Source organism: Streptomyces sp. NPDC101165, assembly GCF_044768135.1.
Taxonomy (GTDB): Bacteria; Actinomycetota; Actinomycetes; order Streptomycetales; family Streptomycetaceae; genus Streptomyces.
On record NZ_JBIWPG010000005.1, the window covers coordinates 116,158 to 135,836 of the forward strand.

The 19,679-nt window shown below is 72.5% G+C and carries 17 protein-coding genes, 1 tRNA gene and 1 pseudogene; 11 read left to right on the forward strand and 8 right to left on the reverse strand.

What is annotated here, in order from left to right:
* Nucleotides 1-275: 275 nt before the first annotated feature.
* The 4 genes from ACIRVH_RS12015 to polX all read left to right on the forward strand — a co-directional run bounded on the left by ACIRVH_RS12015 (nt 276) and on the right by polX (nt 4,502).
* Nucleotides 276-1,322 carry a hypothetical protein gene (locus ACIRVH_RS12015; RefSeq protein ID WP_403951254.1) on the forward strand — a complete coding sequence of 349 codons (1,047 nt, stop codon included), beginning with the start codon at nt 276-278 and terminating at the stop codon, nt 1,320-1,322.
* Between the two features lie 78 nt (nt 1,323-1,400).
* Entirely contained in the window at nt 1,401-2,129 is a 729-nt protein-coding gene (locus ACIRVH_RS12020) for a molybdopterin-dependent oxidoreductase (protein WP_403951256.1), read from the forward strand.
* Nucleotides 2,113-2,739, forward strand: coding sequence for a cytochrome b/b6 domain-containing protein (locus tag ACIRVH_RS12025; RefSeq protein ID WP_403951257.1), 627 nt, complete (start codon nt 2,113-2,115; stop codon nt 2,737-2,739). Before ACIRVH_RS12020 ends, ACIRVH_RS12025 begins: the two co-directional genes overlap by 17 nt.
* A 35-nt stretch (nt 2,740-2,774) precedes the next feature.
* Nucleotides 2,775-4,502 (forward strand): DNA polymerase/3'-5' exonuclease PolX, encoded by a 1,728-nt coding sequence (polX, locus tag ACIRVH_RS12030; protein ID WP_403951260.1) that lies wholly within the window; start codon nt 2,775-2,777, stop codon nt 4,500-4,502.
* Between the two features lie 9 nt (nt 4,503-4,511).
* Here the strand turns inward: polX and ACIRVH_RS12035 are convergent, their stop codons facing one another.
* The 3 genes from ACIRVH_RS12035 to ACIRVH_RS12045 are packed head-to-tail and all read right to left on the reverse strand — an operon-like array spanning nt 4,512 to nt 7,253.
* Nucleotides 4,512-5,627, reverse strand: a complete 1,116-nt coding sequence (locus tag ACIRVH_RS12035) for a CapA family protein (protein WP_403951263.1) — start codon at nt 5,625-5,627, stop codon at nt 4,512-4,514.
* 9 nt (nt 5,628-5,636) lie between these two features.
* Nucleotides 5,637-6,941 (reverse strand): phosphoribosyltransferase family protein, encoded by a 1,305-nt coding sequence (locus ACIRVH_RS12040; protein ID WP_403951265.1) that lies wholly within the window; start codon nt 6,939-6,941, stop codon nt 5,637-5,639.
* A 12-nt stretch (nt 6,942-6,953) separates the two neighbouring features.
* Complete coding sequence (locus tag ACIRVH_RS12045) at nt 6,954-7,253, reverse strand: dsRBD fold-containing protein (protein ID WP_403951267.1); 300 nt, start codon at nt 7,251-7,253, stop codon at nt 6,954-6,956.
* Nucleotides 7,254-7,380: 127 nt separating this feature from the next.
* On the opposite strand from ACIRVH_RS12045, the gene ACIRVH_RS12050 reads away from it, so the two are divergent.
* Nucleotides 7,381-7,755, forward strand: a complete 375-nt coding sequence (locus tag ACIRVH_RS12050; protein WP_403951269.1) for a YchJ family protein — start codon at nt 7,381-7,383, stop codon at nt 7,753-7,755.
* Here ACIRVH_RS12050 and ACIRVH_RS12055 read toward each other — a convergent pair.
* On the reverse strand, nt 7,752-8,453 hold the full coding sequence (locus ACIRVH_RS12055) for a FadR/GntR family transcriptional regulator (protein ID WP_403951271.1): 702 nt from the start codon (nt 8,451-8,453) through the stop codon (nt 7,752-7,754). The genes ACIRVH_RS12050 and ACIRVH_RS12055 overlap by 4 nt on opposite strands.
* 141 nt (nt 8,454-8,594) lie before the next feature.
* Between ACIRVH_RS12055 and ACIRVH_RS12060 the strand changes: the two genes are divergently transcribed.
* The 3 genes and pseudogenes from ACIRVH_RS12060 to ACIRVH_RS12070 form a co-directional block, all read left to right on the forward strand.
* Nucleotides 8,595-9,113 (forward strand): gluconokinase, encoded by a 519-nt coding sequence (locus ACIRVH_RS12060; protein WP_403951273.1) that lies wholly within the window; start codon nt 8,595-8,597, stop codon nt 9,111-9,113.
* Nucleotides 9,114-9,152: 39 nt separating this feature from the next.
* A complete protein-coding gene (locus ACIRVH_RS12065) occupies nt 9,153-10,556 on the forward strand; it encodes a GntP family permease (RefSeq protein ID WP_403951274.1) in 1,404 nt (467 codons plus the stop codon).
* A 13-nt stretch (nt 10,557-10,569) separates the two neighbouring features.
* Nucleotides 10,570-10,855 (forward strand): annotated as a pseudogene (locus ACIRVH_RS12070) (SDR family NAD(P)-dependent oxidoreductase); the annotation flags it as partial.
* Between the two features lie 164 nt (nt 10,856-11,019).
* On the opposite strand, the gene ACIRVH_RS12075 reads toward ACIRVH_RS12070, so the two are convergent.
* The 3 genes from ACIRVH_RS12075 to ACIRVH_RS12085 all read right to left on the reverse strand — a co-directional run bounded on the left by ACIRVH_RS12075 (nt 11,020) and on the right by ACIRVH_RS12085 (nt 17,263).
* Nucleotides 11,020-12,366: a M1 family metallopeptidase gene (locus ACIRVH_RS12075; RefSeq protein ID WP_403951276.1), complete on the reverse strand. Its 1,347-nt coding sequence runs from the start codon at nt 12,364-12,366 to the stop codon at nt 11,020-11,022.
* 74 nt (nt 12,367-12,440) lie between these two features.
* Entirely contained in the window at nt 12,441-16,301 is a 3,861-nt protein-coding gene (locus ACIRVH_RS12080; protein ID WP_403951278.1) for a Pls/PosA family non-ribosomal peptide synthetase, read from the reverse strand.
* Between the two features lie 266 nt (nt 16,302-16,567).
* On the reverse strand, nt 16,568-17,263 hold the full coding sequence (locus tag ACIRVH_RS12085; RefSeq protein ID WP_403951280.1) for a hypothetical protein: 696 nt from the start codon (nt 17,261-17,263) through the stop codon (nt 16,568-16,570).
* A 74-nt stretch (nt 17,264-17,337) separates the two neighbouring features.
* On the opposite strand from ACIRVH_RS12085, the gene ACIRVH_RS12090 reads away from it, so the two are divergent.
* Nucleotides 17,338-17,481 (forward strand): hypothetical protein, encoded by a 144-nt coding sequence (locus tag ACIRVH_RS12090; protein ID WP_403951281.1) that lies wholly within the window; start codon nt 17,338-17,340, stop codon nt 17,479-17,481.
* Between the two features lie 47 nt (nt 17,482-17,528).
* Here ACIRVH_RS12090 and ACIRVH_RS12095 read toward each other — a convergent pair.
* A tRNA-Leu gene (locus tag ACIRVH_RS12095) sits at nt 17,529-17,616 on the reverse strand.
* Nucleotides 17,617-17,813: 197 nt separating this feature from the next.
* Between ACIRVH_RS12095 and ACIRVH_RS12100 the strand changes: the two genes are divergently transcribed.
* Nucleotides 17,814-19,139 carry a M20/M25/M40 family metallo-hydrolase gene (locus ACIRVH_RS12100; protein WP_403951282.1) on the forward strand — a complete coding sequence of 442 codons (1,326 nt, stop codon included), beginning with the start codon at nt 17,814-17,816 and terminating at the stop codon, nt 19,137-19,139.
* Nucleotides 19,140-19,285: 146 nt separating this feature from the next.
* Complete coding sequence (gene chpH, locus ACIRVH_RS12105) at nt 19,286-19,519, forward strand: chaplin ChpH (protein WP_094216784.1); 234 nt, start codon at nt 19,286-19,288, stop codon at nt 19,517-19,519.
* Nucleotides 19,520-19,679: the final 160 nt, after the last annotated feature.

The window sequence follows — 19,679 nt, forward strand, 5'->3', positions numbered from 1 at the left end:
TCACGATGCCCCGCCGGCGGCGGGTTCGCCCACGGAGGGCGGGACCGTCCGGCCATGCTCCGCCGAGCGGACCTCCGACGCCATGGCGTACGCCACAGCAGTCCGCCCGCACTCCGCGCACCCGCCACCGCAACCAGGGCGGGCGTGTCCCAAGTGCCCCTCCCGAAAGGTTAGTTGAAGGCAATAACATTCGGGTTCCGCTTGACGCAAACCTTGGCTGGGGGTTTGCTGTGCGTGATCGGTCGATGGCAGCCCGAGAATCAGGAAGTTCCGCGGTGCCTCCACTCCCGCCTCTGCTCGGCGCTCGCCGGGCCCCCACGGACCAGTCCGGCGACACCGCCCCGGACGACTCCGGCGCGTTAGCAGGCGCCCTCGCCTCGGAAGACGTCGCGGCAGGCGCCTTCGACGACGCGCTCGGCGACGTCGAACTCCTCGCCGCCCGGGCGGCGTTGGCCCAGGGCCGCTGGCAGATCGCCCGGTCGTTGCTGCTGCACACCGGCGACGACTGGGACCGGCGGGGGCACCGGGCCACCGTGCTCGCCGCGGAGCCGTACGCCGCCGCCTGGTCCCACGAGTGGCTGCTCGCCGAGCCCGGCTGCGCCGACGCCGCCACCCTGCACGCCCTCGCCCTGGTCCAGCGCACCCTGCGCGGCAAGGACGACGCCGACCGGGCCCGCGAGGCCTGCCGCACCGCCGCCGCGCTCGCCCCCGCCGACCCCACCCCCTGGCTCGGCCTGCTCCAGCTGGCCCGCACCCGGGGCCCGGAGAACGAGGTGCTGGGCACGTTCGCGGAACTGCGCGAGCGGCATCCCGAGCACCACCACGGACACCACCTGCTGGTCGCCCGGCTCGCCGAGCGGCCCCAGGGCGGCCGGGCCGAGTCCCACGAGGTGTACGACCTCGCCGAGCTGGCCGCCGCCGAGGCTCCCGCCGACTCCCCGCTGGCCGTCCTGCCGGTGGTCGCGTACGCCGAGCGCTACCGGGTCCTGGCCGCCACCGGGCCGGCCCCCGGCGACCCGGTCGGCTCCGGGCACTGGTCGGGCCCGCGGGCCCGCCGGATCTTGCGCGCGGCCTTCGACTGGTGGCTGGAGTGGGAGCACGACGACCACCCCCGCCGCCACACCGACCTCAACCACCTGGCGTTCGCCATGTCCTGCGCCGGCCGCCCGGCCGAGGCGGCGGCCCTCTTCCAGCGCATCGGCCGGCACGCCACCCGGGCCCCCTGGTCCTACCCGCACCGCGACGCCTGGCAGGCCTTCCGCACCGCCCGCTCCCGCGCACTCGGCAGGCCCTCGCCCGAGGCGTCGTTTCCCGAACCGTAGGTGAGAAGTGATTACGGAAGTCTGACCTGTGGCCCGACCGCCTGGCCCCGGCACGGCCGGAAGTGCTCGAATGATGACGTGAACTCTGAACCAGCCGAGGAACCGGAGGGCAGGCCGATCGGCCGCCGCGTCTTCCTCGGCACCCTCGGCCTGGGCGCCCTCGGCGTCGTCACCGCGCCGGTGCTGCAACGCGGCCTGGAGGGCTTCCTCGGCACCGTCTCCGGCAAGGACCCCACGGGTCTGACCGGCCTGCTGCCCAACGGCGGCGGCTTCCGCTACTACTCGGTCGCCGCGTCCGTCCCGCACAAGGGCCCCGCCGACTACCGGCTCACCGTCGACGGCCTGGTCGACCACCCGCACACCTACACCCTCGCCGAGCTGCGCGCCCTGCCGCAGACCCGGCTGGTCAAGGACGTCCAGTGCGTCACCGGCTGGCGGGTCCCGGGCACCCCCTTCGAGGGCGTACGCCTCTCCCACCTGCTGGACGCCGCGGGCGTCCGGGCCTCCGGGAAGGCCATCCGCTTCACCTGCTTCGACGGCACCTACACCGAGAGCCTCACCCTCGACCAGGCCCGCCGCCCGGATGTCCTGGCCGCCCTGCGCATGCAGGACAAGGACATCGGCCACGACCACGGCGGCCCGGTCCGGCTCTACGTCGCCCCCATGTACTTCTACAAGTCGGCCAAGTGGCTCTCCGGCATCACCGTGACCGATGAGGTCCGGCCCGGTTACTGGGAGAACCTCGGCTACGACGTCGACGCCTGGGTCGGCCGCTCGAACGGACGGACCGATGAGCCTACGAGCTGAGACCCCGGCCCCGACGAGCGCCCGCGTCCACCGCTTCAGCCGGGCCGAACGGTGGGTGCACCGCACCACGGCCGCCCTGATGGGCGTGTGCGTGGTGACCGCGGCCTGCCTCTACATCCCCCAGCTGGCCGTGCTCGTCGGGCGCCGCGAACTCGTCGTACGCATCCATGAGTGCGCCGGGCTCGCCCTGCCCGTCCCGGTCCTCCTCGGCCTTGCCTCCCGGGCCTTCCGCGCCGACCTCGGCTTCCTCAACCGCTTCGGCCCCCACGACCGCGTGTGGCTGCGCGCCGCCCTCGTGCGCGACAAGCGCCACTCCTCGCGTCCGGCGGGCAAGTTCAACGCGGGCCAGAAGGTCTACGCCGCCTGGATCGCCGGGGCCACCCTGGTCATGCTCGGCACCGGCCTGATGATGTGGTTCACCCACCTCACCCCGCTGATGTGGCGCACCTCGGCGACCTTCGTCCACGACTGGCTGGCGCTGACCGTCGGCGTGGTCCTGGCCGGCCACATCGGCATGGCACTGGCGGACCCGGAGGCGCGCCGGGGACTGCGGACCGGGTCGGTGAGCAGGGAGTGGGCGAAGCGGGAACACCCCCTGTGGCGTCCGTGACGACGACTCGCACCGCGCCTTCCTAGACTTGAGGGGTGGCCCGGCCCAATGAAGAGGTCGAGGCGCTCCTGCAGGAGTACGCGGACCTCATCGCGATCACGGGAGGCGACGCCTTCAAGGCGCGCGCCTACGAGAAGGCCGCGCGTGCCATCGGCGGCCATCCCGCCGACATCTCCCGGCTGGACGCCGACGGCCTGAAGGAGATCCCGAACGTGGGCCGGTCGATCGCCGACAAGGTGATCGAGTACCTGCGCACCGGCACCATGGCCGTGGTCGAGGAGCGCCGGGCGAAGATCCCGGCCGGGGTGCGGGAGCTGATCACGATCCCCACGCTCGGCCCGAAGAAGGCGCTGCGGCTCTACGAGGACCTGCACATCTCCTCGGTGGACGAACTGGCCGCGGCCATCGAGGCGGACGCGCTGGCCGACCTGAAGGGGTTCGGCGAGAAGACGCAGGAGAACATCCTGCACGGGATCCGGCTGCTGCGGCAGGCGGGCGACCGCATCCCCGTCCACCTGGCCCTCGACACCGCCGAGGAGATCGTCGCCGAACTGTCCGCGGTGACCGGCTGCAAGCGCTGCACCTACGCCGGATCGCTGCGGCGCATGCGCGAGACCATCGGCGACATCGACATCCTCGTCGCGGCGAACCGGTCGGGGCCCTTCATGGACGCCCTGGTCTCGCTGCCGTCGACCGCGGAAGTGATCGCCCACGGCGAGAAGAAGACGTCGGTCCGCACCCGCAAGGGCGTCCAGGTGGATCTGCGGGTGCTGCCGCCCAACTCGTGGGGCGCCGGGCTGCAGTACTTCACCGGCTCCAAGGGGCACAACATCCGCACCCGCACCATCGCCGTCCACCAGGGGCTCAAGCTCTCCGAGTACGGCCTGTTCGACGCCGAGAGCGGGGAGTCGCTCGCCTCCCGCACGGAGGAGGAGGTGTACGAGCGGCTCGGCCTGCCCTGGATCCCGCCGACGCTGCGCGAGGACCGCGGGGAGATCGAGGCCGCGTTGCACGGCGAGCTGCCCGAGGTGCTGACCGAGCGAGACATCCGCGGCGACCTGCACACCCACACGGACCTCACCGACGGCCTCGCACCGCTGGAGACGATGCTGGAGGCCGCCGCCGCACGCGGCTACGCCTACTACGCGGTCACCGACCACGCGCCTCACCTGTACATGCAGCGCATGACCGACGAGAAGATCCTCGCCCAGCGGGAGCAACTGCGGGAACTGGAGGGCACGTTGGGCAGGATGCGGCTCCTGCACGGCACGGAGCTGAACATCGGCCCCGACGGCGACGTCGACTGGCCGGACGACTTCCTGGCCGGCTTCGACCTCTGCGTGGCCTCCCTGCACTCCCACTTCGACCTGGACCGCGAGGCGATGACCAGACGGCTCCTGCGGGCCTGCGAGAACCCGTACGTGAACGTCATCGGCCACCCGACCACCCGGCTCATCGGCAAGCGGCCGGGCGTCGAGGCCGACTGGGACGAGGTGTTCGCCGCCTGCGCCCGCAACGGCACCGCGCTGGAGGTCAACGCCCAGCCCGACCGGCTGGACCTGCGCGACGAGGACATCCTGCGGGCCCGGCAGCACGGGGTGAAGTTCGCGGTGAACACCGACGCCCACTCCGTCCTCCACCTCGACCAACTGCGCTACGGCGTCGGCACCGCACAGCGCGGCTGGCTCACCAAGGAGGACGTCATCAACACCTGGCCCCTGACCCGCCTGCGCAAGTTCCTGCACAAGGCCGGGCGGAGCTGAACTCCCGTTTCACCGCAGGGCCCGCACCGTGAGTGTGCCGTCGTCCCCCTGCTCGACCCGGGTGCCGAAGTCACGGCTGCACCGGTCGAGGGCGGCGCACAGCCACGCGGTGTCCCCGGCCGACGCGTGCTCCAGACGCATCCGCCGGGCCTGGAGCGGCACCATCCGCAGGCCGGCCAGCCGGCCCGTGCCGAGTTCGAGCGAGGCCAGGTACAGCAGCCGCAGGTCGTCCCGGTAACGCTCGAAGCCGCCGATGCCCTCGTAGTCGTCGACCAGGTCGCCGCAGCCGTACAGGACGAGCCTGTCCCGGTACACCTCCACCGGACGCGGGTGGTGCGAGGAGTGACCGTGGACGACGTCCACCCCCGCGTCGACGAGCGCGTGGGCGAAGCGGACCTCGGCGCCGGAGACGCCGTAACCCCAGTTGGAGCCCCAGTGGACCGAGGCGACCACGATGTCGTCCGGGCGGCCGGTCTGCCGCAGCCGGCCGGCGAACGCGGCCGCGGCGCCCTCGGTCGGCGCGGCTACCAGGGCCACCCCGGACCGCTCGGCACCGGCGGCCCAGCCGCGCGGGATTCCGCTGGACGGCATCCCGAAGGAGAAGACCAGCACACGCCCGCCCGCCCGCAGCGGTACGGCCGCCGGACGCCAGGCCGCGCCCTCGTCCCGGCCCGCACCCGCGACGCGCAGCCCGGCCGCCGCCAGGGAGTCCAGCGTCTCCGCGAGGCCCCGCGTCCCGAAGTCGAGCACGTGGTTGTTGGCGAGCACACAGACGTCGGGCCGCGCCGCGGCGAGACAGGGCAGGTTGGGCGGGTTCATGCGGTAGTGGACTCCCTTGCCCGGCGCGAAGCGGCCGTCCCCGGTGACCGCCGTCTCCAGATTGATCACCCGCACGTCGGGCGCCGCGCGCTCCAGGACCGGCAGCGCCTCCCCCCAGGGCCAGGCGGGGGCCACCGGCAGCGGTACGGGACCGTTCGCCGCCTCCGCCAGCGCGACGTAGTCGCGGGCGTCGTGCACATAGGCCTCCCGCAGGGCGGGGTCACCGGGGTGCGGGAGGATCTGGTCGACGCCCCGGCCGAGCATGACGTCACCGGCGAGAAACAGGGTGACGAGCCCCTCGGGCATGATCCCCACCTACACGTGCGCGGGTGCCATGTGGTCGGTGAACCAGTCGCGGGCCAGCTCGGTCACCCGCTCCAGCGTGCCGGGCTCCTCGAACAGATGCGTGGCGCCGGGAACCACCTCCAGCCGGTTCTCGCACCGCAGTTGGGCCTGTGCCTCCCGGTTGAGCCCGAGCACCTGCAGGTCGGCGCCGCCCACGACGAGCAGCGTGGGCGCCGTCACCTCGGGCAGCCGGGGCCCGGCGAGATCGGGCCGGCCACCACGGGAGACGACCGCGGCGGGACGTGCCGACGGTTCGGCGGCGGCCCACAGGGCGGCGGCCGCGCCGGTGCTGGCGCCGAAGTAGCCGACGGCGAGCCCTTCGGCATCGGGTTCCTCGCGCAGCCAGTCGGTCGCCCCGGCCAGCCGCCCGGCCAGCAGCCGGATGTCGAACACGTTGGCCCGGTCGCGCTCCTCGGCCTCGGTGAGCAGGTCGAAAAGGAGGGTGCCGAGGCCGGCCCGGTTCAGTCCCTCGGCCACGAACCGGTTGCGCGGGCTGTGCCGGCTGCTGCCGCTGCCGTGGGCGAAGGCGACGACCCCGGTCGCGCCCTCGGGCAGGGTGAGCCGCCCGCGCAGCCGTACGGCACCGGCCGTCACCTCCACCTCGCGGTCCTCGGCGCCGGTGCCGGCGAAGCGGTCGTGGCGTCTGGCCGCCTGCCGCAGACAGGCCGTCACCTCGTCGTCGTCGGTCTGGGCGAAGTCGACGTAGAACTGGCCGATCGCGAGGAAGTCGTCCGGGGTGTCCAGGCTGACCAGTTCGTCGGCGTCCCCGCCGAGCCGCCGGGCGAAGTCCCGTGGTGCCACGGGGACGGCCAGCACGATCCGCGCCGCGCCCCGGGCCCGGGCGATCCGGCAGGCCGCCCGCGCGGTCGAGCCGGTGGCCACGCCGTCGTCGACGACCACGGCGGTCCGGCCCGCGACGTCGACGGGAGTGCGGTCGCCCCGATAGCGGGCGGCCCGCTGGGCGAGCACCTCGCGCTCGTGTCGCTCGACCCGGTCCAGCGCCGCCTCGCCGACGCCCGTGAGGCGCAGCACCTCCTCGTTGATCACCCGTACGTCGCCCTCGCCGATCGCGCCCATGCCCAGCTCAGGCTGGTCGGGCACGCCCAGCTTGCGCACCAGGCAGACGTCCAGGGGCGCGTCGAGCGCCTCGGCGACCGCCGCGCCAACCGGCACCCCGCCGCGCGGCAGTCCCAGCACCACGACGTCCTGACCCCTCAGGTACTCGAGGCGGGCGCCCAACATCCGCCCCGCTTCGATTCGGTCGGTGAAGAGCACGGCAGGGCTCCGTCATCCCTGGGTCGGCCAGAGGGGCGCGGGAGTGTCCATCTCGGTCGCACCCATCTCCTTCATGTCGCCCGAGGCCGCGCGCAGCAGCAGCCGGCCCATGGCGATCAGCGCACGTCCGGCCGCGAGTTCGTCACCGATCTCGGGCACCGCCGTGTCGTAGGGGCTTCTGCGGGCCTCCGCGTGGCTCTCCAGGACGTTGTCCCCGGTGTCCAGGATGATCCGGGCCGTGGTGTCCGGGTCGTGTTCGGACAGGTACAGGTTCAGCCGCCATTCCTTGACGGACGGAGGACGGTTGCTCACGGGTCGAGTCATCGTCCGTCTCTCCTCACTGCGCTGCGAGGCAACGGGACGCACCGGCGCGTCTCCTCTTCCACTGTGCACCGCACCGGCGGCAGGCGCCTCCCCGGTCACGGGCAGAATGTGGGCCATGACCACGCGCACCTGCCCCTGCGGCCGACCCGAGTCCTACGACGCCTGCTGCGGCCGCTTCCACTCGGGGTCCGCCGCCGCGCCGACCGCCGAGGCGCTGATGCGGTCGCGGTACAGCGCGTTCGTGAAGGGGGACACCGGGTATCTGCTGCGGACCTGGCATCCCCGGACCCGGCCGGAGCGGCTGGACCTGGACCCGGGCATGAGGTGGACGGGGCTGGAGATCCTCGGCGGCACCGACGGGTCCGCCTTCCACACCACCGGCACCGTGACGTTCCGCGCCTCCTACCGCGGCGGCTCGCTGCACGAGCGCAGCCGGTTCGAGCGGGTGGACGGGGCCTGGGTGTACGTCGACGGGGACTTCCTCGACTAGGGCGCCAGGATGTCCAGTTCCTGGAGGGCGCCCACGGTGATCTCGCGGGTCAGCTGCTCGGCGCGGGCGGCGTCGCCCGCGCGCACCGCCTCCGCGACCTGCACGTGCAGGGTCACGGCAGCCGGGTCGGGGTCCTCGAACATCACCTCGTGATGGGTGCGCCCGGCCAGCACCTCCGCGACGACGTCGCCGAGGCGGGCGAACATCTCATTGCCCGAGGCCGTGAGGATGACCCGGTGGAAGGCGACGTCGTGGACCAGGTACTCCTCCAGCCGGTGGCCGCGTGAGGTGGACACCATGCCCAGTGCGCACTCGGTGAGTTCGGCGCACTGCTCGGCCGTGGCGTTCCTCGCGGTCAGGCCCGCCGCAACCGGCTCGATCGCCGAGCGCAGCACGGTCAGGGAACGCAGCTGGTGCGGGCGGTCGGCGCCCGCGAGGCGCCAGCGGATGACCTGCGGATCGTAGACGTTCCACGCGGCCTTGGGGCGGACCGTCACGCCCACCCGGCGGCGGGACTCGACCAGGTGCATGGACTCCAGCACCCGAACCGCCTCGCGCATCACGGAACGTGACACCTCGAAGTGCTGTGCCAGCTCGTCGGTGCGCAGAACGCTGCCCGGCGGGTACTCGCCCGCGGTGATCGCGGGACCGAGGGTGTCCAGTACGCGGCCGTGCAGCCCCCGGCCCGGTGTGCTCATGCACTCAGAGTACGGGGTGGATCACAGAGCTTAAAAGTCAGACTTATATGTCACACACTCTTGAATTAGTCGTACCAATGGGTTTCAGTGTGGCGACGCCGGCCGTCGGCGTCGGATGTCGAGGAAGACAGCGAGGCAGTCATGTGCACCCCCCAGGTCGTCGTCGTGATGGGCGTCGCCGGGACGGGCAAGACCACGATCGGTCCTCTGCTCGCAGCCCGGCTGGGCGTCCCGTACGCCGAGGGCGACGACTTCCACCCCAAGGCCAACATCGACAAGATGTCGGCCGGGATCCCGCTCGAGGACGCCGACAGGTGGCCGTGGCTCGACGCCATCGGCCACTGGGCGCACGGGCGGGACGGGCTCGGCGGGGTGGTCAGCAGCTCGGCGCTGAAGCGGTCGTACCGGGACCGGCTCCGGGCCGTGGCGCCCGGGATCGTGTTCGTGCACCTGACGGGCGACCGGGGGCTCATCGAGGACCGGATGTTCCACCGGCAGGGTCACTTCATGCCGACCGCCCTGCTGGACTCCCAGTTCGCCACCCTCCAGCCCCTGGAGTCCGACGAGCCGGGAGTCGCCGTGGACGTCAGCGGCAGCCCCGAGGAGATCGCCGACCGAGCCGTGAAGGCACTCGACGCGTTTTCCGAGACCTCCGAGTAGCACCCCACCCCCGTCCCCCGTACCTGCAAGGGAACCCCCGTGACCAGACTCAGTGTCGAGATGCTGGCAGCGGACACCGTCCAGCCCATCACCTCGGCCGGCCACGCCCAGCTCGGCATAGCCGTCCTGACGGGCATCGCCGTCATCGTCCTGCTCATCACCAAGTTCAAGCTTCATGCCTTCCTGGCGCTGACCATCGGGTCGCTGGTCCTCGGGGCCGTCGCCGGGGCACCGCTGGACAAGGCCATCACCAGCTTCACCACCGGGCTCGGCGCCACGGTGGCCGGCGTGGGCGTCCTGATCGCGCTCGGGGCGATCCTGGGCAAGCTCCTCGCCGACTCCGGCGGCGCCGACCAGATCGTCGACACGATCCTCGCCAAGGCGGGCAGGCGTGCGATGCCGTGGGCGATGGTGCTGATCGCGTCCGTGGTCGGCCTGCCGCTGTTCTTCGAGGTCGGCATCGTGCTGCTGATCCCGGTCGTGCTGATGGTCGCCAAGCGCGGCAACTACTCCCTGATGCGCATCGGTATCCCGGCGCTGGCCGGTCTGTCCGTGATGCACGGCCTGATCCCGCCGCACCCCGGTCCGCTGGTCGCGATCGACGCGGTCGGCGCCAACCTGGGCGTGACCCTGGCGCTCGGCATCGTTGTCGCCATACCGACGGTGATCATCGCCGGTCCGGTCTTCTCCCGGTTCGCCGCGCGCTGGGTGGACGTCCCGGCCCCCGACCGCATGCTCCCGCAGCGCGCCTCCACCTCCGAGGAGTTGGAGCGCCGGCCCGGCTTCGGCGCGACGCTCGCCACCATGCTGCTGCCCGTGGTGCTGATGCTCGCCAAGGCGCTGGTGGACATCGTCGTCGACGACCCCACCGACATGACCCAGCGGATCTTCGACGTCGTCGGCTCCCCGCTGATCGCGCTGCTCGCCGCGGTGATCGTCGGCTTCTTCACGCTGGGCCGGGCCGCCGGGTTCGGCAAGGAGCGGCTCCAGCAGACGGTCGACAGGGGCCTGATGCCCATCGCGGGCATCCTGCTGATCGTCGGCGCGGGCGGCGGCTTCAAGCAGACGCTGATCGACTCCGGCGTCGGCCAGATGATCCTGGACATCTCCAAGGACTGGTCGATCCCGGCGCTGCTGCTGGCCTGGCTGATCGCGGTGGCGATCCGGCTGGCCACCGGCTCGGCGACGGTGGCGACGATCTCCGCGGCCGGTCTGGTCGCGCCGCTCGCGGCCGAGATGTCGACCACCCACACCGCCCTGCTGGTCCTCGCCATCGGCGCCGGCTCGCTCTTCTTCAGCCAGGTCAACGACGCCGGCTTCTGGCTGGTGAAGGAGTACTTCGGGCTGAGCGTCGGACAGACCGGCAAGACCTGGTCAGTGATGGAGACGATCATCTCGGTGGTCGCCGGCGGTCTGGTCCTGCTGCTGTCCCTGGTGATCTAGGAACGGTACGGCGATGACGGCTCACCCCCTCTTCGACATCGGCGGCCGTACGGCCCTGGTCACCGGCTCCAGCCGCGGCATCGGCCTGGCGCCGGCCCGGGGCCTGGCCGAGGCCGACTGCACGGTGGTCCTCAACGGGCGCGACCCGGACCGGCCGGGCCGAAGCGGCCGCGGAACTCCCCGGGGACCGCATCCGCACGGCGGCCTTCGACGTGACCGCCGACGGTCCGTCCGTGACCGCCGGGATCGCGGACGTCGAGGAGCGGGTGGGCCCGCTCGACATCCTCGTCGACAATGCGTTCCGCTTCGCCGCCGAGTTCGACGAGGCACCGCGGCTGCCGGCGGCCCGCGTCGAACTCGACGGACTGATCAGCGCGGTCGTTCCGGTACGGCAGGCCGAGGCGGCGTTCGCCCTGGCCGCCGACCGGAGCCGGTCGTGCAAGGCGCTCCTTGACTTCGCGAACTAGACCGCCGCAGCTGCCGTGCCCGGCATCGGCAGTGGCGGCAGCGCCGCCCCGTACACCCACGCCTCGAACAGCCCGTCCACCGGCTCCTCCGCGAACCGGGCCACGTGCGCCGTGAACGCCGGCGTCGTCACCGAGCCGTTCCGGTGCAGTCGTACCCAGCTGCGCACCATGAGGAAGAACGCCTCGTCGCCCAGCGCGCAGCGCACCGCGTGCAGGGTCAGCCCGCCCCGCTCGTAGAGCCGGTCGTCGAACATCGACTTGCGGCCGGGGTCGGCCAGCCGGAGGTCCTGCGGCAGCGCGGACAGCAACCGGTGTGCGGCGGCGGCCTGTTGCTGGGCGCTGCGGCCGCCCGAACGCTCGGACCACAGCCACTCCGCGTACTTGGCGAAGCCCTCGTTCAGCCAGATGTGCCGCCAGTCGGCGATGGACACGCAGTTGCCGAACCACTGGTGCGCCAGCTCGTGCGCCACCAGCCGTTCCGAACCCCGCGCCCCGTCCACGTGGTTGGAACCGAACAGCGACAACCCCTGTGCCTCGACGGGCACATCGAGTTCCTCCTCGGTGACCGCGACCGCGTACTCGTCGAACGGGTACGGCCCGAACAGGTCCTGGAACAGCTCCATCATCGCGGGCTGCCGCGCGAAGTCCCGGGAGAACTCGGGCAGCAGATGCGCCGGGATGTGCCCGTGCTGCGGGATGCCGCCCGGCCCCGGGTCGCCCAGCAGCACCGTCTGGAACTTGCCGATCGCGAGACCGACCAGATAGCTGGACGTGGGCGCGGCCTGCTCGTACACCCAGGTGGTCGTCGAGGCCTTCGTCGTACGCGTCAGCAGGCGCCCGCCCGCGACCACCGCGTACGCCGACGGCGTGGTGACCGAGATCAGGTACGACGCCTTGTCGGCCGGCCGGTCGTTGCACGGGTACCAGGACGGCGCCCCGATCGGCTGGCTCGCCACCAGCGCCCCGTCCGACAGCTCCTCCCAGCCGATCCCGCCCCAGGGGCTCGACACCGGGCTGGGGTTCCCGGACCAGTGCACCTCGACCGTGAAGGCGGCCCCGGCCCGGATCGGCTTGGCCGGGCGGATGCGCAGCCTGCCGCCACGGTGCGTGTAGTGCGGCTGCCGGCCGTCCACCCGCACCCGGCCGATCTTGAAGTCGGCCAGGTTGAACTGGAACTCGGTGAGCGCCGTCCGTCCCGCGATGGCGTTGATCCGGGCGGTGCCCGCCAGCCGGTTCGGGCCCGGGCGGTAGTCCAGCGTGAGCTCGTAGCGGTGCACCCGGTAGCGGAAGTCACCGTTGTCCGGGAAGTACGGGTCCGGGCCGACCGACTGCTGAACTGCCACTGCTGTGTCCGCTCCCTGCGCTGTGCCACCACTCCGTGCCGGTGCACCGCCCACCGGCCCCGAGAAGGCTGCGCTCACGGACGCCATGCCTCGATCGGGTTGCCGAGCCAGCGGGTGTCGTCCGGGACGGACTCCGCGGCCATGACGAGCGACGCGGGACCCAGGGTCGTACGGGCCCCGACCGCACTGCCGGGCAGCACGATCCCGCCAGGGCCCAGCGTGGCGCCCTCACGGAGGACCACAGTATCCGTCCGCAAGATCCGGTCGTGGAAGAGGTGAGTCTGCAGGACACAGCCGCGGTTCACGGTGGCCGCGTCCTCCAGGGTCACCAGGTCCGTCTCCGGCAGCCAGTAGCTCTCCACCCAGACGCCCTTGCCGATGCGGGCGCCGAGCCCGCGCAGCCAGGCCGTCATCACCGGGGTCCCCGGCACGGCACCGGCCAGCCACGGCACGGCCAGCACCTCGACGAACGTGTCCGCCAGCTCGTTGCGCCACACGAAGGAACTCCACAGCGGATGCTCCCCGGTGCGGTGCCGCCCCACCAGCAGCCACTTCGCCACGATCGAGGTGAGCGCGGCCGCGGCCCCGGCCGCGAGCAGCACCGGCCCCGAGAGCAGCGGCGCCCACGGCCCCAGCGCACACAGCGCCGCCACCGTCAGCGCGGCCAGCGCCGCCGAGCAGAACACCGGCACGATCCGGCACAGCTCCACCAGACCGCGCGCCCACAGCAGCCGGGCGGGCGGGTCGTAGGTACGGCTCTGGTCCCCGCCGGTGGCACTGCGCGGCAGCTTCACCGGCGGCAGCCCCAGATACGAGGTGCCCTTCTTCGCCTTCTTGGGCGTCGCCGACAGCACGCCGACCAGACCGCCGTCCGGCACGCTCCGCCCCGGCGCGGTCATCCCGGAGTTCCCGAGGAAGGCCCGCCGCCCGATCTCCGCGTGCCCGATCCGCACCCAGCCGCCACCCAGCTCGTACGGCGCGGTCAGCGTGTCGTCCGCGAGGAACGCCCCGTCGCCGACCGTGGTCAGGCTCGGCAGCGCGAGCACGGTCGACACCTCGGCGCCCCGCCCGACACGCATCCCCAGCAGCCGCAGCCACACCGGCGTGACCAGCCCGGCGTACAGCGGGAACAGTGTTTCCCGGGACCGGTCCATCAGCTGCGTCACGGTCCACGCCTGCCAGCCGACCCGGCTGTGCGTCGGATGCGTGCCCTTGCGCAGCCCCAGGCTGAGCAGGCGCACGGCGATCAGGATCAGCAGCGCGTACGCCAGCCCGTAGGCGAGCGTGGCCGGGACGAGCCCGAGCGCGGCCCCGTGCAGAGTCCGGGCGAGGGAGGCGCCGGGCGTCACGAAGAGCCGGGCGACCAGCAGCGCGGCCACGCCCGCGACGAGGGGCAGGGCGTTGAGCGCGATGCCCGTCACGCCGTACATGACCCGCCAGTACGTGCCGCGCTGCGGCCGCTCCTTCGGCCAGTTGCGCTTGGCCTTGCCGAGCTTGACCGCGGGCGCGCCCGCCCACCGCTGACCGGTGGGCACCTGCCCGGTGACCGCCGACCCCGGTGCCACCTCGGCCCGCTTGCCGACCCGCGCACCCGGGAACAGCATGCTGCGCGTCCCGACGACGGCGTGCGCGCCGACCCGCACCGGACCGACCTCCAGCCGGTCACCGTCCAGCCAGTACCCGCGCAGGTCCACCTCGGACTCCACGGCGGCCCCGCGCCCCAGCCGGAGGAGGCCGGTGACCGGCGGCAGCGAGTGCAGGTCCACCTCGGGCCCGACCCGGGCGCCCAGCGCCCGCGCGTACCGCTCGAGCCATGAGCCGGTCAGCGAGGTGGCCCCGCTGAACTCGGCCAGCCGCTCGGCGGTCCACAGCCGCAGATGCACGCTCCCGCCGCGCGGGTACCGCCCGGGCTCCAGGCCCCGCAGCAGCAGCCGCGCCCCGCCCGCCGCGAGCGCGATCCGGCCGGGCGGGCTGAAGAACAGCAGGGCGCCGGCCCCGAGCAGCCACCAGGGGGCGGTCGGCAGCCAGGCGTAGCCGGGCAGCAGGTTCCCGACGGCGGCCAGGGCCACCGTCCAGCGCAGCCCGAGCAGCGTGAACAGCGGGACGAGCAGCAGGAGCTGGACGGCCTGGGCGCGCACCGGCACCGGCTCGACCGTCCGCTGCGCGCCGTCGTCCTGCGCCGAGGCCTCCAGGCGCCGGGCCAGCTTGCGCAGGGTGGGCTGCTGGTAGATGTCGAGGACGGCGGCGCTCGGGTAGCGGGTGCGCAGCCGACTGGTGAGCTGGGCGGCGGCCAGGCTGCTGCCGCCGATCGCGAAGAAGTCGTCGGAGGCGCTGGTCACCGGGATGCCCAGCACCTCGGCCCACTGCTCGGCGAGCCAGGCCTCGGTGCCGTACAGATCGGCCTTGGGGGCCTCCAGGCCCTCCAGCGGCCACGGCAGGGCGCCTCGGTCCACCTTCCCGGACGTCCGGGTCGGCAGCTCGGCGACGGGCGCGAGCAGCGGCACCAGCGCGGCGGGCAGCTCCGCGCGCAGCTTCTCGACGGCGGCCGCCTGGTCCCAGCCGTCCTGGGTGACGACGTACCCGACGAGGAGCTGGTTGCCGCTACGGGCGGTGCGCACCGCGGCGGCGGCCCCCGCGACACCGGGCAGCGCCTGCAGCGCGGCATCCACCTCGCCGAGCTCGATCCGCCGGCCGCCGAGCTTGATCTGCTCGTCGGCCCGCCCCAGGAAGATCAGTCCCTCGGGCTCGGCCTTGACCAGGTCGCCACTGCGATACGCCCGCTCCCAGCCCAGCGACTCCAGCGGCGCGTACTTCTCCGCGTCCTTCCCGGGATCGAGATACCGGGCGAGTCCGACCCCGCCGATCACGAGCTGCCCGCTGCCCCCCAGGGGCACGGGCTCCCCGCTCTCGTCGACGACCGCGAGCTCCCATCCGTTCAGCGGCAGCCCGATCCGCACCGGCTCCTCACCCGTGAGGAGCGCCGCACAGGCCACGACGGTCGCCTCGGTCGGCCCGTAGGTGTTCCACACCTCGCGCCCCTCGGTGACCAGCCGCTGCGCCAGCTCGGGCGGGCAGGCCTCGCCGCCGAAGATCAGCAGCCGTACGTCGTTGAGGGTCTCGGGCTCCCACAGCGCGGCCAGCGTGGGCACGGTCGACACGACCGTGATCTCCTGCTCGACCAGCCAGGGCCCCAGATCGGCACCGCTCCTGACCTGCGACCGCGGCACGGGCACCAGACAGGCGCCGTACCGCCAGGCCAGCCACATCTCCTCGCAGGACGCATCGAACGCGACGGACAGACCCGCCATGACCCGGTCGCCGGGCCCGATCGGCTCCTCAGTGAGGAAGAGGGCCGCCTCCGCGTCCACGAACGCGGCGGCGCTGCGGTGCGTGACGGCCACGCCCTTCGGCTTCCCGGTGGACCCGGAGGTGAAGATGATCCAGGCGTCGTGCTCGACACCGGGCCGGGCGGCGGGGGAGCCCGCGGCGCCCTGGGTGGTGACGGTGTGCCCGGCCCCGACGACAGCCCGTACGGCCGCCTCCCCGAACACCAACTCGGCCCGCTCGTCCGGGTCCTCGGCGTCCACGGGGACGTAGGCGGCGCCGGCGGCGAGCACGGCGAGAATCGCCACGTACAGCTCGTTGGTCCCGGAGGGAACCCGCACCCCCACCCGGTCCCCGAGCCCGACGCCCGCCTCGGCGAGCCGCCGCCGCAACCGCTCCACCTCCACGGCCAGACCGCGGTAGGTGAGGCGGTGGGTGCCGTCGTCCAGGGCGAGTTCATCGGGGTACGACCGCACGGAGGCGTCGAAGACGTCGACCAGCGTGCGCGGTGAGGCGGCGGGCCCCGCGGAGAAGCGTGCCCTGTCGCCGAACTGCGTGCGGAACTCTTCGTCGAGCAGGCCGAGAGCGCTGCTCTCGTCTATGGCTGCCATCGGTCCTCGCGTCTCGATCCCGGAGGCCTCCGGGGCGCTGGCGGGCCCGCAGGTCTGCCTGGGGTTGTCCGGCTCCAGCTCGGTAACAAGCCGGAAATATTAGTACGACGCTAGGCTTTGCCTCTTGGTCCAGCCACTCGGGAAGCCTGTCCGGGTGAGTGGGGGCGGACCGCACCGACAGTGCTGACCTGCTGTTTTCATGCTCCACGAGAGATGCCCCACACGCACCGCAAGGGAGCGGACACACAGGGCAATTCGTGTCGCCGTCAGCTCCCGCCGCCGGCCGCGAACTCCGCCACGAGTTCCCGCAGGGGCTGTGCCGCCTGCTCGGGCGCCGGCCGGGTGTCGATGCCCAGGACCCCGGATCGTCCGGGGTGCCGGCCGCCCGGTGTCGTGTATCCGGCTATGTGCGTGAGGAGCTGGTGCCGGTCTCGTCGCTCGTCCTGATGGCCGGGACCTCGGCGACCTCCACCTGCCGCCCGCCGAACTCCTGCGCCGCCCGCGCGGCCGTCCGCTGGACGACCACTTCCCAGAGTCGGTCCCTCCGCAGCAGTGGGCTCCCCGCGGGCGGCCCGCGGTCGTGCAGCAGGTCGGTCACCCCGCCGCCGCCCAGGACCAGCCGGGCCCAGGTGTGGGCAGGCCGGTAGCGGGAGTTGAGCCAGGTTCTCCCAGGTGTCCACGCGCCGTTCGAAGTTCCGCACGTGCAGCCGGTCGACGACGCCGTAGCGGTGCGTCAGCTGCGCCCGCAGGTCAAGCTGCCCGCGCAGCACCGGCTGCACCTGCTCGGTCCGTACGTAGTCACGCCGCAGCCCCTCGTCGAGCAGCGCCCGGCACTCGGTGGGCAGGGCGTGCGGGACGAGGGCGGCGTAACCGGCGCTGCCCGTCAGCCACTTCCCGGTGGCCGGGTCGTCGAACGGCAGCCGGGTGTCGCGCGCAGCAGAGCCAGGACATCTGCCGGGCACCGGAGATGGCCGTCTTCGGAGCGACGTTCAGACGCACGCGCTGCAGCCGGAGCCGGTCCTTGTCGAGGAGTCCGGTGAGGACCCGCCGATCGGCCTCGGTGAGTTCGTCGGGCTCCGGCACGACGGACCTGTGCTCCGCCACGAAGACGTCCCTGAGCCCCGAGCGGCGCTCACCGCTCGACCACCCGCTGCCGGACCTGCTCGGCCCGCTCCAGTAAGGGGACGGGGGAAAAGCAGAGGGCCCCTGATCAACAGGGGCCCTCACTGGTGTCCGAGGGGGGACTTGAACCCCCACGCCCGATAAAGGGCACTAGCACCTCAAGCTAGCGCGTCTGCCATTCCGCCACCCGGACAAGGTGTCTGTCGTGCGGGGTTTCCCTCGCGGCGACGAAGGAAACATTACCAGGCTTTCGAGGGTGGCTGATCACACCCCGTCCGGCGGTCCGGGCCCGCGTGAACGGCGTGTGACGGGCCGGGGCCGGTCTTGGGCCCGGGGCCGGGCCGGAGAGAGGATGAGGGGGACCACCAGCAGACAGCGGAAGGACGCAGCGTGAGCGAGACGGACACGGCCAAGGGCGTCACCGGCGAGGACGAGGTCGTGGACCTCTGCCGCGAGCTGATCCGGTTCGACACCAGCAACTACGGCGACCACTCGGGCCCCGGCGAGCGCCAAGCGGCCGAGTACGTCGCGGAGAAGCTCGCCGAGGTCGGGCTGGAGCCGAAGATCTTCGAGTCGCACCCGGGGCGCGCCTCCACCGTGGCCCGGATCGAGGGCGAGGACCCCTCCCGGCCCGCGCTGCTCATCCACGGCCACCTGGACGTCGTACCGGCCAACGCCGACGACTGGACCCACCACCCCTTCTCCGGTGAGGTCACCGACGGATGCGTGTGGGGCCGCGGGGCCGTCGACATGAAGGACATGGACGCCATGACCCTCGCGGTCGTGCGCGACCGGCTGCGCAGCGGGCGGCGGCCGCCGCGGGACATCGTGCTCGCCTTCCTCGCCGACGAGGAGGCCGGCGGCACGTACGGCGCCCGGCACCTGGTCGACAAGCACCCGGACCTGTTCGAGGGCGTCACCGAGGCGATCAGCGAGGTGGGCGGCTTCTCCTTCACGGTGAACGAGCAGCGGCGGCTGTACCTGATCGAGACAGCCCAGAAGGGCATGCACTGGATGAGGCTGACCGTGGCCGGCACCGCCGGACACGGGTCGATGATCCACCGGGACAACGCCATCACCGAGCTGTCCGAGGCCGTCGCCCGGGTCGGCCGGCACAGGTTCCCGGTGCGGGTCACCAAGACCACCCGGGCCTTCCTCGACGAGCTGGGGGACGCGCTCGGCACCGAGCTGGACCCGGAGGACATGGAGTCCACCCTGGCCAAGCTCGGCGGGATCGCGAAGCTGATCGGCGCGTCCCTGTCCAACACCGCCAACCCCACCCAGCTGAACGCCGGTTACAAGGTCAACGTCATCCCCGGCGAGGCCACTGCGCACATCGACGGACGGTTCCTGCCGGGCCACGAGGAGGAGTTCCTCGCCGACCTCGACCGGCTGCTCGGGCCCAACGTCCGCCGCGAGGACGTGCACGCCGACAAGGCGATCGAGACCACCTTCGACGGGGCGCTCGTCGAGGCCATGCAGTCCTCGCTGCTGGCCGAGGACCCGACCGCCAAGGCGATCCCCTACACGCTCTCCGCCGGGACCGACGCCAAGTCCTTCGACGACCTCGGCATCCGCGGCTTCGGCTTCGTGCCGCTCAAGCTGCCGCCGGAGCTGGACTTCGCCGGCATGTTCCACGGCGTGGACGAGCGGGTGCCGGTGGACGGGCTGAAGTTCGGCGTGCGAGTGCTTGACCGGTTCATCGACGCGTCGTGAAGTCTTGGGCCCAGGTATTCGGGCGCCCGTACGAGATCTCCTGAGAAGAGTGAATGCGACGATAAGCTCGTAGCTCCATTACTCCCTCCTCGTTACAGGTGATGCGATGCCGCACTGTGGATCGCATTTGCCTACAAGGAGGAATAATGATCAAGAAGGTCGTCGCTGCCGCCGCTGCCACCGGTGGTCTGGTTCTCGCCGGCGCGGGCCTGGCCGTCGCCGACTCGGGTGCCCAGGGTGCCGCCGTGCACTCGCCGGGCGTCATTTCCGGCAACGTCGTCCAGGTGCCCGTGCACGTTCCGGTGAACGTGTGCGGCAACACGATCAACGTGATCGGGCTCCTGAACCCCGCCTTCGGCAACACCTGCATCAACGACTGACGCCGACTTTCTCAGGAGCGTCCATCGCGAGCCGTGGGGGGGGGGGGGGGCGCCCCCCCCCCCCCCCGCCCCCCGGGGGCTGTGTGGGGTCGCGCAAATGTTGGGTTGGGGGGGGGCTGGAGGGCGGGGGGGGGGGGGGACATAGAGCCGACGCCACCCC